11 protein-coding genes are annotated in these 13302 nt (G+C 71.9%); 8 read left to right on the top strand and 3 right to left on the bottom strand.

The features are described 5' to 3' along the window. Position 1 precedes the first annotated feature (1 nt). Positions 2 to 1516, bottom strand: a complete 1515-nt coding sequence (locus QF027_RS08030; RefSeq protein WP_306984754.1) for an MFS transporter — start codon at positions 1514 to 1516, stop codon at positions 2 to 4. 194 nt (positions 1517 to 1710) lie between these two features. Here QF027_RS08030 and QF027_RS08025 point away from each other — a divergent pair, with 194 nt between their 5' ends. Beyond that, positions 1711 to 3261 (top strand): class I adenylate-forming enzyme family protein, encoded by a 1551-nt coding sequence (locus QF027_RS08025; RefSeq protein ID WP_307073662.1) that lies wholly within the window; start codon positions 1711 to 1713, stop codon positions 3259 to 3261. A 172-nt stretch (positions 3262 to 3433) separates the two neighbouring features. Here QF027_RS08025 and QF027_RS08020 read toward each other — a convergent pair whose 3' ends face one another. Then, the gene (locus tag QF027_RS08020) at positions 3434 to 4777 is read right to left on the bottom strand and encodes a cation:proton antiporter (protein WP_307073660.1); all 1344 of its coding nucleotides are present in this window, start codon (positions 4775 to 4777) and stop codon (positions 3434 to 3436) included. Between the two features lie 184 nt (positions 4778 to 4961). On the opposite strand from QF027_RS08020, the gene QF027_RS08015 reads away from it, so the two are divergent. The 7 genes from QF027_RS08015 (at position 4962) to QF027_RS07985 (ending at position 12407) form a co-directional block, all read left to right on the top strand. Next, positions 4962 to 6170 carry a cytochrome P450 gene (locus QF027_RS08015; protein ID WP_306984759.1) on the top strand — a complete coding sequence of 403 codons (1209 nt, stop codon included), beginning with the start codon at positions 4962 to 4964 and terminating at the stop codon, positions 6168 to 6170. Positions 6171 to 6253: 83 nt separating this feature from the next. Then, positions 6254 to 7315, top strand: a complete 1062-nt coding sequence (locus QF027_RS08010) for a methyltransferase (RefSeq protein WP_306984761.1) — start codon at positions 6254 to 6256, stop codon at positions 7313 to 7315. 83 nt (positions 7316 to 7398) lie between these two features. Continuing rightward, on the top strand, positions 7399 to 8136 hold the full coding sequence (locus tag QF027_RS08005) for a class I SAM-dependent DNA methyltransferase (protein WP_307073658.1): 738 nt from the start codon (positions 7399 to 7401) through the stop codon (positions 8134 to 8136). Between the two features lie 14 nt (positions 8137 to 8150). Beyond that, positions 8151 to 9209 carry a glucose-1-phosphate thymidylyltransferase gene (locus tag QF027_RS08000; RefSeq protein WP_306984765.1) on the top strand — a complete coding sequence of 353 codons (1059 nt, stop codon included), beginning with the start codon at positions 8151 to 8153 and terminating at the stop codon, positions 9207 to 9209. Between the two features lie 10 nt (positions 9210 to 9219). Beyond that, positions 9220 to 11139 (top strand): NAD-dependent epimerase/dehydratase family protein, encoded by a 1920-nt coding sequence (locus tag QF027_RS50010; RefSeq protein ID WP_306984767.1) that lies wholly within the window; start codon positions 9220 to 9222, stop codon positions 11137 to 11139. Beyond that, positions 11136 to 12200, top strand: a complete 1065-nt coding sequence (locus QF027_RS07990; RefSeq protein WP_306984768.1) for an NAD-dependent epimerase/dehydratase family protein — start codon at positions 11136 to 11138, stop codon at positions 12198 to 12200. Before QF027_RS50010 ends, QF027_RS07990 begins: the two co-directional genes overlap by 4 nt. A 9-nt stretch (positions 12201 to 12209) precedes the next feature. Beyond that, entirely contained in the window at positions 12210 to 12407 is a 198-nt protein-coding gene (locus QF027_RS07985) for a ferredoxin (RefSeq protein WP_306984771.1), read from the top strand. 53 nt (positions 12408 to 12460) lie between these two features. Here the strand turns inward: QF027_RS07985 and QF027_RS07980 are convergent, their stop codons facing one another. After that, on the bottom strand, positions 12461 to 13231 hold the full coding sequence (locus tag QF027_RS07980; RefSeq protein WP_306984773.1) for a class I SAM-dependent methyltransferase: 771 nt from the start codon (positions 13229 to 13231) through the stop codon (positions 12461 to 12463). Between the last annotated feature and the right edge of the window lie 71 nt (positions 13232 to 13302).

Below are 13302 nucleotides of genomic sequence, written 5' to 3'. Positions count from 1 at the left end.
GTCAGGTGGCGTCCTTCGACGCGGCGACCTCGGACTCCACCGCCGGGCGCGGCTTCGCCGGTGCGCCACGCAGAGGAATCTCCTTGAGGAACAAGGTGATGACCAGCCCGATCGCCGCGAGCACCGCGCCGACCATGAACACGTCGCTCAGGCCGTCGGCCAGCCGCTCGGGGGAGGGGCCGCTGCCGCCGCCCGATCCCAGGCCGCCGGCGCGCGTGCTCAGCAGGGTGCCGAGGACGGCGATCGACACGGGCGAGGCGAAGGTCCGCCAGAACTGGATCTGACTCGTACCGACGCCGAGGAGCTCCAGCGGCACCGCGCTCTGCACCACCGTGGTGGTGAGGGGGAAGATGATGCCGACGCCGATACCGACGATCACCATGGCGAGCAGCGGCATCCAGTCCCCGCTGCCGGGCCGCACCCGGGACAGCATCACCAGACCCACGACGAGCAGGGCGAACGCCGCTGCTCCCAGATAGCGGTAGTGCGGCACGGACGGCAGGTACTTACCGGTGAGGGGCGGCACCACCATCATGGCGACGGCGAGCGGGATCAGCAGGCTTCCCGAGTAGGTGGCACTGACTCCGAGGACACCCTGGTAGAGCAGCGGTACGTAGAAGGTCGTGCCCATCATCGCGACGGCCGAGAGGAAGGAGACGACCACGAGGACGGCCACCTGGTTGACCTTGAACAGCTCGAAGGGGACGAGCGGTTGGCGGGCGTACCGGGACTCCACCAGGCAGAACACACCCAGCACCATCAGACCGCCGAGGACGGGGCCCAGCACCTCCGGGGACCCCCACGCGTGCCCGTCACCGGTCAGCGACAACCCGAACAACAGCGGGACGAGGCCGGCGCTCAGGGTCAGGACGCCGAGGACGTCGATGTCCTGCCAGCGGCCCCCCACCTGCTTGAACGGTACGGCGGTCACGGCGAGCAGCGCGAGAGCGGCCAGCGGCACATTGATCCAGAAGACCCAGGGCCAGCCCCAGTTGTCCGTGATGACACCGCCCAGGGGCGGGCCGGCGACCATGCCGAGACCGGCGACGCTGAAGAAGACACCCTGGATCTGCGCCCGGCGCTCGGCGGTGTAGATCTCACCGATGAGAGTGAAGATGTTGGCGGTGAGCAGGCCCGCGCAGACGCCCTGTACCGTGCGCGCCACGATGAGGAGCGCCATGTTCTGGGCGAGGGCGCCCAGCAGGGAGGCGAGGACGAACCCGCCGAGCCCCGCCATCAGCAGCGGTTTGCGGCCGAACAGGTCACCGAGTTTCCCCCCGATGGGGATGACCACCGCGGCGGCCATGCCGTAACTCACGCCGACCCACGAATAGAGGCTGAGCGCTCCGAGGTCGGCCGCCATCCGGGGAAGGGCCGTTCCGACGATGGAGACGTCCATCGACGAAAGGATCAGGGCGAGCAACGCCCCCGCTGTGATGATATGGCGCGCGGCGGGGGGCGCTTCGGCTCCCGGTTCGGGCGTCTCTGCGGTGGTGCCTGCACCAGTTGCTGTCACGCGGTGCCTCCAACGAGCTGTGGTGACCGGTCGCCGCTACATTACGTGTACGCGACATCTTAGGCGGCGATGCCAACTTCCGTGCAACGTAGGCACGTTGTAGCGTGATCGGGTGAGTATGGCTGGGGGCGCCGGCGTTTCGGTGCTCAGTCCTGCGCAGTGCGGCGGAGCCGCGAAATCTAGGGTCGGCGGCCATGACGTCACCTCCCGCCACCGCCCGCGACCCCCGCTCCCACAGCACTGTTCCCCGTCTCGTGGGCGAGTACATCCGTGAGCGGCCCCGCCATGTCGCCCTGGTCGTCGACGGCCGGCGATCCCTCACCCTCGGTGACTGGGACACCGCCGCCACGTCGCTCGCCCGCGGGCTGCACGCCCGTGGCGTCCGCCGCGGCGACCGGGTCGCAGTGCTCTGCCCGCCCGGCGGCTGGTGGGACCATGCCGTCGCCACCCTGGCCCTGCACCGCCTGGGCGCCGCGGCCGTGCCGCTGCCGCCCGGACTTCCCGCGGGGGAGGCCGGACGCAGGATGGCCCATTGCGGTGTCGTCGGGCTCATCCGTCCGTCCGGCGCGCACGAGAGCTGCCCCGGCGGCTGGACCGACACCCTCGGGGAGCTGACGCGGCGCAGCGGCGGCGCCGCGCCGGCGGACGAGGCGTTCCCCGGCGACGTCGCGGACATCCTCCACACCTCGGGAACCACCACCGGGCGGGCCAAGCCCGTCGCGGTCACCCACGCCAACCTCACCCACGGGCGTGCCGCGCGCGGCAGGTTCACCGCGGACGCGCCGCACGTGCTGTGCGCGGTGCCGGTCGGCACCAACGCCGCCCACAGCGCCCTCATGATGGCGTTGACCTCACCGGCCACCGTCCACGTGCTGAGCGCCCCTGACCCCGAGACGGCCGCCGAGGCCGCCGCCGGTCTCGGGACGGCGACCGTGGTTCTGCCGCCCCATGCCGTGCGGCATTGGGCCGCCACCGACATCACCCGCCAGCACGACCTCGCGGGGCTGGCCGCCCTCATGGTGGGCTCGGGACCCGTGGCCCCGGCCTCGGTGGCACGGCTGCACCGTGTGCTGCCCCAGGCGCGGATCCTCGCCGGATACGGCTCCACCGAATCGGCGCCGGCCTTCCTCAACAACCCTCTCCCGACCGGCTACTTGTCGGGCCTCACCCCCTCCGCACGCTCCGCCGTCAGCCTGGGCTCGCCCGCGGACGGCACCGAGGTCATGGTTACCGACGAGACGGGGTCGCCCGTCGGCGCGGGGGAGCGGGGCTGGATTCACCTGCGCCATCCCGCGCCCCGCCGCTCGTACGTGGCGCTGCCCGAGGAGGAGGCGCATACCTTCCGTCCGGACGGCTGGACACGGACCGGGGACCTCGGCCACATCGACGGGGAAGGGAAGGTGCACTTCTTCGACCGGGCGGCCCACGTGCTCGTCAGGGACGGCCACACCCTCTCCTCCTCGGAACTGGAGAACACCCTGTTGTGGCTGCCGGAGGTCGTGGAGGCCGCCGTCTTCGCACTGCCTCCCGCGGACGAGCAGGGGAACGGGCGCGGGCAGATCGTGGCCGCGGCGACGGTCAACGGCCCGGTCCACGAAGGCCGGCTGCGGGAACGCATGGAGGACATGCTCGCCCGGGAGGACCGGCCTGACCGGCTCGTCGTGCTCGACACGCTGCCGCGAGGAGACCTCGGCAAGGTCCTGAAGTGGCGCCTCGCCCGCGAGTGCGCGGACCGGGCGCTCTGACCCCTCGCACCTGGCGCACCCGGGTCGCATCCAGGCGCCTCGCGGTCCGGCTCGGCGCTTCGCTGTCCGGCTCGGCCCTCGGAGAGGATTCCGAGCGCCCTCAATCCAACAGGCCTCGGCCGCCGCGCCCCCCCCGCCCGTGCCCCTGCCTCGTGAGCCCCCGGCCCCCCGCTCACCCCTCCGCAGACGGCGCAGACGGCGACCGATCAGCGTTCCACTCCCGGTCGTACTCCCGCGCCCGCAGCGATTCCTCCGCATTCTGCTCCACCCGGCGCATCGAGAGACGCAGTACGGGCGGTGCCATCAGTGAGGTGGCGACTGCCACCAGCACCACCACCGTGTACGACGTGGTGCTCAGGATTCCGATCTGGAGCCCCACCGTGGCCACCACGATCTCCACCACGCCGCGTGCGTTCAGGCCCGCGCCCAGTGCGATCCCCTCCCAGTGGGTGAGCCGGCTCGCGCAGGCCCCCAGGTACGCGCCCAAAAATTTACTGGCGACGGCGACCACGAGCACCGCGAGCGCCGACAGCAGCACCGGCGGGTCCGCCAGCGCCGTCAGATCCATCCGTAGCCCCGCCGCGGCCAGGAACACCGGCGCAAGAACCGAGAGCACCACCGCGCGCAGGGGAGCCAGCCGGGCCCGCACCTCGGGGCCCGCCGCCCCCACGCACACACCGGCCACGAACGCGCCGAACACCGCCTCCAGGCCGAGTGCCTGGGTCGCCGCGGCGCCGAGCAGGACGACGACGGCGGCGGACGCCAGGACCGGGCCCTGGTCCGGGGAGTCGGCCGATCGCCGCAGTACGGCCCGTACGAGCCGCAGGCCGACCAGTCGCATCAGGAGCAGGAAGCCGACCAGGCCTGCCATGCGCAGCGTCAGGGAGCCGCCGGCCGTCGTCGTCGCCATCGCGGAGATCACCGAGAGCAGCAGCCAGCCCGCGGCGTCGTCGAACATCCCTGCCGCAAGGGTGAGTTGCCCGACGTCCCGGTGGAGAAGGCCCATGTCGGAGAGGGTCTTGGCGATCACAGGGATGGCGCTCACGCACAGCGCGACCCCGAGGAACAGGGCGAACAGCGGCCGTTCGGCATCCTCGGGGGCCAGCGCGGAGAAGAAGGCGAAGCCGACGCCGAGCCCCGCGGCGAGCGGTATCAGCAGAGCGCCGAGGCCCACGCGCACGACGGTTCCCATGCGAGTTCGCACGGCCTTGACATCGATGTGCGCCCCGGTGACACCCACCAGCAGGATCACGGCGAACTGGCTCATGGCGTCCAGGAGATGGGCCTGTGACGGCTCGTGCGGGAAGAGCCAGGCCTGGAGCGACGGGCTGACGTTGCCCAGCAGGGACGGACCGAGCACCACGCCCACCAGAAGCTCACCCGCGACCGCGGGCATTCCCACCCGGTTGGCGAGCCGACCCAGCACACGGGCCAGCAGAAGCAGGAGCGAGACCTGGAGCAGGAACAGGAGCAGTTGATGGGAGGAGAGCGAAGGGACAGGGGCGTACGCGAGCACGGAGTGCCTCCTGGACGAGCTGGACGGGCGGGACGAGGTCGTGCCGAGTGTCCGGTCCGAGCGGGGGTCGGTCTGCTCAACCCTGTGCGCTGGAAGGCCGTGCCCCCTATTGAGCAGCCGGTCGCCGTGCCCCGCCGTAGCGTCGCCGCTGCCCAGAGGTGACGCGACCGAGGAGAACCCGCCCATGAACGCATCGGTCCACGAGCTGACGACCTTCCCGGCGGTACGGTCCGCCGCGCAGCCCTTCGCCGTACCGGACACCTACCGGCGACTCTTCGGCGAACGCCGGCTTCCCCGGGTGCGCCTGCCCGCCGGCCGCACCGCTCACCTGGCGGGCCGGTACGAGGACGTACGGGCCGTGCTGGCGGGCCCCTTCAGCGCGGACGGAAGCCACCCGGGCTTCCCGACGGCGCGCGCCGGCTCGGGCTCGTCCTCGCAGCAGCTCTCCTTCTTCCGGATGGACGGCGCCGACCACCGCCGCTACCGGAGGCTGACCACCGCCCACTTCGCGGTGGCTCGGCTGGAGAGGCTGCGCCCGGTCGTGCGCGGCACTGTCGAGGAGCTGGTGGCCGCGTTGAAGCGCGAGGGCCCGGGTACGGATCTGGTGAGCGCCTTCGCCATGCCGCTGCCTAGCCTGGTGATCTGTCACATCCTCGGCGTTCCGTACGGGGACCGCGAGCGGTTCGGCGTGCTCATCGACGTCATGGTGCGGGCCCCGCAGATGAGCCGCGAGGCCGTCGTCGACGCGGTCACCCAGTTGCAGGAATATGTACTGCGGCTCGCCGACGCCAAACGACGCGACCCCTCCGACGACCTGCTCTCCGACCTGGTGGCGAGCTTCGACGCCGACTCCTCGCTCGACCCCCGGCAGCTCCCGGCGATGGTGCTGCTGCTCCTCGTCGCAGGCCACGAGACGACGGCCAGCATGATCTCGCTCGGCGCGCTCGCGCTCATGCGGGACGACGCCGCGCGGGAGCAACTGACCGCGGACCCCGCCCTGGTCACCGGCGCCGTCGAGGAACTGCTGCGCTACCTCGCCATCGCGCAGTGGATTCCCCGGGTCGCCACCGAGGACACCGAGATCGGCGGTTCGCCCGTACGGGTCGGAGAGGGAGTCGTCGTCCTGCCCATGGTGGCCAACCGGGACCCGGCCGTCTTCGCGGAGCCCGACCGTCTCGACCCGCGCCGTCCCAACGCCTCGGCCCATGTGGCCTGTGGCTTCGGCCCGCACCAGTGCCTGGGGCTCCAACTGGCCCGCATGGAGCTCCAAGAGGTCTTCGCTGTCCTCTTCCGCGAGCTCGTCGGGGCGCGACCCGCCGTCCCGGCCGAGCAGTTGCCCTTCCGCCAGCGCTCCGCCTTCTTCGGCCTCGACGCCCTGCCGGTGACCTGGTGAGGTGAACGCGCAATCTTGAGCGGCCCGCTCGCACACCGGTCTCTAGCGTCACCTACGACACCGATCGTGACGGAGGGCCGTTCATGCCGACCGCACCGCACACACGTCACGGAACGGGGCAGCAGGCAAGCCCCGCGCCGGACGGACGCAGCCTCAGCCAGATCGTCTTCCGTCCCTGGGACTGCCAGGTGGTGGCCACGGCGGTACGGTTCGAGATCCCCGAGCGGCTCGCCTCAGGACCGCGCAAGAGCGCGGAGCTGGCGGTCGCGATCGGCGCGGATCCCGCGACCTTCACCCGCTTCCTGGACGCCTGCGCGATCCTGGGACTCGTCGAGTCCGACGGCGAGGGCACCTACACCCTCACCGAACTCGGCGGCACGCTCGCCCGGGGCTCCGGCCCCTTCCCGGCCATGGCCCTGATGAACATGGGCGAGGGCATGTGGAACCGCATGGCCAAGCTGCACGAGACGATCCTCACCGGCAGGCCCGCCAAGGACGACCGGGGGGAGGACCTCTACCAGCACTACGACCACCACCCCGAGGAACGCCTGTGGCACGCCGAGGCCATGGCAGATCTCAGCAACGACGCCGGCCGCGCGCTCGCCGCGGGCTTCGACTTCGGCCCCTACCACCGGATCGTCGACATCGGCGGCAGCCTGGGCATACTCCTCTCCCACATCCTGACCGGGGCGCCCCACGCCCACGGCACCGTGTTCGACCTGCCGGCCGTCGTCGAACGGGGACGCGCGGCCCGAGCGGACTCCCCGGTCGCGGACCGTCTCGACTTCTTCGGCGGCAGCTTCTTCGAGGACGCCCCGCCCAGCGCCGACCTCTACCTGATCAAACAGGTGCTGTGCGACTGGGGCGACGAGGACGGCGCCCGCATCCTGCGCAACAGCCTGCGCAACGCCCCCTCCGGCAGCAGGCTGCTGGTGGTCGAGTGGACCCGGCCGGCCGGCGGACAACCCGATCACCTCGACCTCATGAGCCTGTGCCTGCAGACCGTCACCGGCGGCCGGGCGCGGACCGAGGACGAGTTCATCACGCTCATCGAGAGCGTCGGGTTCCGCTACGAGAAGACGACCCCGGTGCCGAGCGCGACCAGCCCTCGCCCCTGGCAGGTGCTCCAGGCGGTCCGGCCCTGACCTCCCGCACACCCCGCCGTGACCCCGGACCGGCGGGCCCGTAGACCTCGCGGGGCGGCAGCCCCGCAGAAGTGGAGACAGGCATGATCGCAGAGCGGCTGGTCAGTCTCGGCAACAGGCTGATCTCCGGCTATCCGCCGGAAGGCAGGGAGTACTGGGCCGCCCGGTTCTGGGACCGTGACAGGGCGGAACTGGACCCGGTACTCGGCGACCACTACCGCGCGCAGAAGGCGGTACTGGGCGATCTGATCGACAAGTACGGAGCACGGGCCGACCGCGTCATCGAATTCGCCTGCGGCACCGGCGAGTTCACGAAGATCGTCGCCGATCGGGTCGGCCCGAGCGAACTGATCGCCGTGGACATCTCCGCCGAGGGCCTGGCCCGTACGAAGGCCCGCGTCGCCGACGACCGGCTCCAGGTGGTGCAGGGCGACTTCTGGCAGGACCACGGCCTCGAACCGGCCCCCCTGGTGGTGTGCGTCGACGCCATCCACCACCTCGGCGACGTTCGCACCGTACTGGAACGGCTGCGCACCTTCGTCGCACCTGGCGGCTACCTGATCGGCAACGTCTGGACGCGTGACCACTTCCACGAGTTCCAGCGGCAGCGCTACGGAGCACTGCGCCACGCCGCACGCTCGGCGCTGTTCCTCGCCTCCGCCGTGACCCTGCGCGCCACGAAAGGCCGGATCCGCTGGGCCTCGTACCGCACCCAGCTGCTGCCTTCCGAAATGGTGCTCAGTCTGCTCGGCGACACGTTCCCCACCGTGCTGGAGACCGCGCCGGACCGCTTCTTCTTCGGCTTCGTCTGCCCCGCCTGACGCCGGGAGAAGCGATGAAAGCACTGGTCCTGGCGGGCGGCACGGGCACCCGGCTGCGCCCCTTCAGCGACAGTACGGCCAAACAACTCGTGCCGGTGGCCAACAAACCTGTCCTGCTGTACGGGCTCGAGGCCATCGCGGCGGCGGGGATCACCGAGGTCGGCATCGTCGTCGGCGACCGCGGGGCTGAGATCCGGGCGGCCGTCGGCGACGGCGCGCGACTCGGGCTGCGGGTCAGCTACCTGCCCCAGGACCGGCCGGCCGGCCTGGCCCACGGCGTGCTCATCGCCCGGGACTTCCTGGGCGACGACGACTTCGTGATGTACCTGGGCGACAACGTGTTCACGGACGGCATCGGCGACCTCGTCGCCCGTTTCCTCGCCGGCGGCTGCGCGTCCATGCTGCTGCTGGCCAAGGTCGAGGACACGAGCGAGTACGGCATCGCCGTCGTCGACGGGCAGGGCAGGGTTCGCGGCCTGGTCGAGAAGCCCGAGCGGTCGGTCAGCGATCTGGCGGTCACCGGGGCGTACGCGTTCTCGCCCGCGATCCACGAGGCGGTACGCGCCGTCCGTCCCAGTACCCGAGGGGAGCTGGAGATCACCGACGCGGTGCGCTGGCTGGTCGACAACGGGCACCACGTCCGCGCCGAGATGTGCACCGGATACTGGCGCGACACCGGACGCATCGACGACTGGCTGGACTGCGACCGCACCATCCTCGACACCGTGGAGCGCGATGTTCGCGGACAGGTGGACGCGGAATCCGTCCTCATCGGACAGGTCGTCGTCGACCCCACGGCCCAGGTGGTGCGCTCACGGGTCACCGGACCCGTCGTGGTCGGCGCGGGAGCCACACTGCGCGACGCCGACGTGGGCCCGCACCTGTCGGTCGGACCGCACTCCCTGGTGGAGCGCAGCGCCGTCGCACGCTCCGTACTCCTGGAGAGGTCCACGGTCAGCGGCGTTCGCGGCCTCACGGACTCGATCATCGGGCGCGGCGCCGAGGTCCACGGCACCCGCTCCACCGCGACGCTGATCCTCGGTGACGCGGGCACGGCGACGGTCACGGAATGAGGGACGACCGATGAGAGTTCTCGTGACCGGGGGCGCCGGGTTCATCGGCTCCCACTACGTACGGTCCATGCTGGACGGCCGCTACCCGGGCTGGGAGGAAGCCTCCGTCACCGTCGTCGACAGCCTCACCAACGCCGGCGACCCGCGCAGTCTGCCCGCCTCGCACCCACGGCTGACCTTCGTCCTCGGAGACGTGTGCGACCAGGCGCTCCTCGACCGGATCGTGCCCGGCCACGACGGTGTGGTCCACTTCGCGGCCGAGTCTCATACGGACCGTTCCCCGACGGGCGCCGGAAGCCTCGTCCGCACCAACGTCCTCGGCAGCCAGACGCTGCTGGAGAGCTGCCTGCGCGCCGAGATCCCGAGGCTCGTGCTGGTTTCCACGGACGAGGTCTACGGCACCGTCAGCAACGGTTCGTGGACGGAGGACGCCCCGCTGGAGCCCAACTCGCCCTATGCGGCGTCCAAGGCGTCGGCCGATCTGCTCGCCCGCGCCTACCACCGCAGCCACGGGGTGCCCGTCACCATCACCCGCTGCTCGAGCACCTACGGACCCCGCCAGCTCCCCGAGAAGATCATTCCGCTCTTAGTGACACGACTGCTGACAGGCGGCACCGTCCCGCTCCGCGGCGACGGTCTGCACGTACGCGAATGGCAGCACGTCGACGACCACTGCCGGGGAATCCAGCTCGCCCTGGAACACGGCAGACCGGGCGCCGTCTACAACCTCGCGGGCGGCGCCGAACTCACCGACCGCGAACTGACCGAACGCCTGCTGGCCCTGTGCGGCGCGGACTGGAGCCACGTCGAGTACACGGCCGACCGCAAGGGACACGACCGCAGATACGCCCTCGATGGAACGGTCGCCCGCGACGAACTCGGCTACGAGCCCCGCGTGTCCTTCGAACACGGACTCGCCGACACCGTCCAGTGGTACCGGGAGAACCGCTCCTGGTGGGCCACCTCGGTGGCCGCGCCCGTCCCCGAGCCCCGCCGCCGGGGCACCGGCCGGCCCCGCCCCACCGCCGCGATCGTAGGCGCCGACGGATTCATCGGAGGCAGACTGCTCACCCACCTCGGCCGGGACCACGGGGTCGCGCCCTTCACCCGGGAACGGCCCGCCGTGGACGACGACGGCGCCCCGGCGCCGGAGCTGCGCACGGCCGACACCGTCTACTACCTGGCCACCAGCGTCAACCCCGCCACCGCCGGGCGGGACCCGGCGGTGGTGGCCGCCGACCATGACCACTTCCTCCGCCTCATGGACGTGCTGGCCGCCCTGGAGCGACCACCGCTCCTGGTCCTCGCGAGCTCGGGCGGCACCGTCTACGACGTGGCAGCCCCCTGCCCGTACGGCGAGGACGCCGCTCTGCTCCCCTCCAACGCCTACGGGGCGGCCAAACTGGCCCTGGAACAGGCGCTGTTCGCGCGCCGCGCCGAACTCCCCGGGATCGCTCTGCGGCTGTCGAACGTCTACGGACCCGGCCAGCGCACCGGCACCGGACAAGGAGTCGTCGCCCACTGGCTGCGAGCTGTCGCCGAGGGAACCCCGCTGCGCGTCATCGGCGACCCGGCCACTGTCCGCGACTACGTGTACGTCGACGACGTCTGTGCCGCGCTCGCAGAGGTCCGCGCCGCCCACACAGCGGGCGTGTCACTGCCCGCCGCCCTGAACATCGGCTCCGGCGAGGGCATCTCGCTCAGCGACCTCCTGGCAGTCCTGGAGGCCACCGTCCAACGCGAGTTGTCCGTGGAGTACGCCCCGCGCCGCAGCTTCGACCGCCGCGACGCGGTGCTCGACACGAGCAGGACGCACCAGGTGCTCGGCTGGCGGTCGAGCACCCCACTGCCCGAAGGGCTGGCCCGCACCTGGCGGTCCGTCGCCGGCCCGCACGCCGTGACCGTCGGCACCCATGAGGAGAAACGATGAGGATCCTGGTCACCGGAGGAGCCGGATTCATCGGCAGCCGGGTCGTCGCCGCCCTGCTGGACGCGGGGCACGAACCGCGGATCCTGGACTCCCTCGTGCCCGCGGTCCACCCGGACGGCCCGCCCGCCCTGCCGGACGGGGTCGACCTGCACCACGCCGATCTCACCGACCCCGTCGCCGTGCGGGCGGCCCTGCGCGGAGTGGACCTGGTCAGCCATCAGGCCGCAATGGTCGGCAGAGGGCGCGAGATCCTCGACGCGCCCGCCTACGCGAGCAGCAACGTCCTGGGCACCGCCACTCTGCTGACCGCCATGACGGAGGCGGGGACCGGGCGGATGGTCCTGGGAAGTTCGGTCGTCATCTACGGCGACAGCAGGTACCACTGCCCGGCGCACGGGCGGGTACGGCCCGCCCCGCGCGAGCGCGCCGACCTCGACGCGGGCCGCTTCGAGCCGCGCTGCCCGCGCTGCGGCACCGACGTCACGGCGAGCGCCGTGCAGGAGGACGATCCGGTGGACCCGCCGCGCAACGTCTACGCGGTCACCAAGCTCGCCCAAGAACACTTGGTCGCAGCCTGGGCCAGAGAGACCGGCGCGAGCGCCACCGCGTTGCGCTACCACAACGTGTACGGCCCCGACATGCCGCAGGACAGCCCCTACTCGGGCGTCGCCGCGACCTTCCGTTCCGCGGTGGCCCGCGGCGAGGCGCCCCGCGTCTTCGAGGACGGCGAACCCCGCAGGGACTTCGTGCACGTACGCGACGTCGCCTCCGCCAATGTCGCGGCGCTCGCCCGCGACACCCCCGGACTGCGCGCCTACAACATCGCGAGCGGTACACCCCGCAGCATCGGCGAGCTGGCCGAGGCGCTCGCCACGGCCGGCGGGGCGCCCGCCCCCCGGATCACCGGCGAGTACCGGATCGGTGATGTACGCCATGTGTTCGCCTCGGCCGAGCGGGCGGCGCTGGAGCTCGGCTGGCGGGCGGGGACCGACTTCCTCGACGGGGTCAAGGAGTTCGCGACCGCGCCGATGCGGTCGGCCAGGCAGGGCCACGATGGGTGAGGAGAGGGCATGCGGCTGAGCGCGGACGAGGAACGCTGCGTAGGGGCAGGCCAGTGCGTGTGGGCGCTGCCCGAGGTATTCGCGCAGAGCGAGCGCACCGGCACGGTCGTGCTGCTGCGCGAGCGGCCCGCGCGGGAGAGGGGGGACCAGGTGCGGGCGGCCGTGCGCGCCTGCCCCTCAGGAGCGCTGCGGCTCATCGAGGACTGACCCGGCCGCTCCGGGCCGGCGCGTCCGGCCCGGATCTCGGGACATGCGGCCGGTCAGTCGTCCTTGGCGAAGACGCTCAGCGGGGACCACCACTGGAGCGGGCGCGGGCGCGCGGGCTCGGGCAGCGCCCGCAACGCCGCGATCACCGGCTCCACCAGTTCGCGCCAGACCGGCTCGGGCACGTCCCACAGATACGGGTACTGCCGCGCCTCCATGGCGCCGGCGAAGTCCTCGGGCGAGAAGCCGCGTTCGTTGGGCCCGAGGGCGTACTGCGTGACGGTCCGCAACCCCGCAGCCCCAGCCGCGTGGGCCAGGCCATCGAGGGTGTCCGGGCGCTCCCGCAACGGGTCCAGGGGCGTCATCGCCTCCGTCACATCGGCCTGCGGATCGGCGTAGGTCTCCCCGTGCACGGCCACCAGCCGACCACCCGGTGCCAGTACCCGTGCCGCCTCCCTCACCGCCGTGTCCATGTCGCCCACGAGGTGCAGGACATGGGCGCAGAGCACGTTCGGCACGGAGCCCGGCGCGTACGGCAGGGCCCGCGCGTCACCGCGCACGATCCGCGCACCGAGCCGTTGTCTCGCCTGTCGCAGCATCTCGGCGGAGATGTCCACCCCGTGGGCAGGGTGGCCCGCCCGGGCCAGCGCGGCGGCGACGGCACCGGTCCCGATGCCGACTTCGAGCACCGGACCCGGCACCAGGTGAGGGATGACGAGTGCGGCCACCGCGCGGCCCCGCGCGTCCCCGTCACGGGTCGCGTCGTACGTCTTGGCGATGCGGTCGAAGCTCTTGGCCGGGGCGCTGGTCGGAAGCGAGTCGGTCATGGACACAGCATCGCCGTTCAACGCACGCCCCACTGCGCAGAATTGGGCAGCCGGGGCGGTGGAGACTGCCT

The organism is Streptomyces canus (assembly GCF_030816965.1).
Classification (GTDB): Bacteria; Actinomycetota; Actinomycetes; order Streptomycetales; family Streptomycetaceae; genus Streptomyces; species Streptomyces canus_E.
This window is presented reverse-complemented; position numbering and strand designations above follow the sequence as displayed.

Excerpts from the sequence above, each read along its gene's own strand:
- QF027_RS08025 (WP_307073662.1), top strand. The coding sequence starts at position 1,711 with ATGACGTCACCTCCCGCCACCGCCCGCGACCCCCGCTCCCACAGCACT.
- QF027_RS08015 (WP_306984759.1), top strand. The coding sequence starts at position 4,962 with ATGAACGCATCGGTCCACGAGCTGACGACCTTCCCGGCGGTACGGTCC.
- QF027_RS08010 (WP_306984761.1), top strand. The coding sequence starts at position 6,254 with ATGCCGACCGCACCGCACACACGTCACGGAACGGGGCAGCAGGCAAGC.
- QF027_RS08005 (WP_307073658.1), top strand. The coding sequence starts at position 7,399 with ATGATCGCAGAGCGGCTGGTCAGTCTCGGCAACAGGCTGATCTCCGGC.
- QF027_RS08000 (WP_306984765.1), top strand. The coding sequence starts at position 8,151 with ATGAAAGCACTGGTCCTGGCGGGCGGCACGGGCACCCGGCTGCGCCCC.
- QF027_RS50010 (WP_306984767.1), top strand. The coding sequence starts at position 9,220 with ATGAGAGTTCTCGTGACCGGGGGCGCCGGGTTCATCGGCTCCCACTAC.
- QF027_RS07990 (WP_306984768.1), top strand. The coding sequence starts at position 11,136 with ATGAGGATCCTGGTCACCGGAGGAGCCGGATTCATCGGCAGCCGGGTC.
- QF027_RS07985 (WP_306984771.1), top strand. The coding sequence starts at position 12,210 with ATGCGGCTGAGCGCGGACGAGGAACGCTGCGTAGGGGCAGGCCAGTGC.
- QF027_RS07980 (WP_306984773.1), bottom strand. The coding sequence starts at position 13,231 with ATGACCGACTCGCTTCCGACCAGCGCCCCGGCCAAGAGCTTCGACCGC.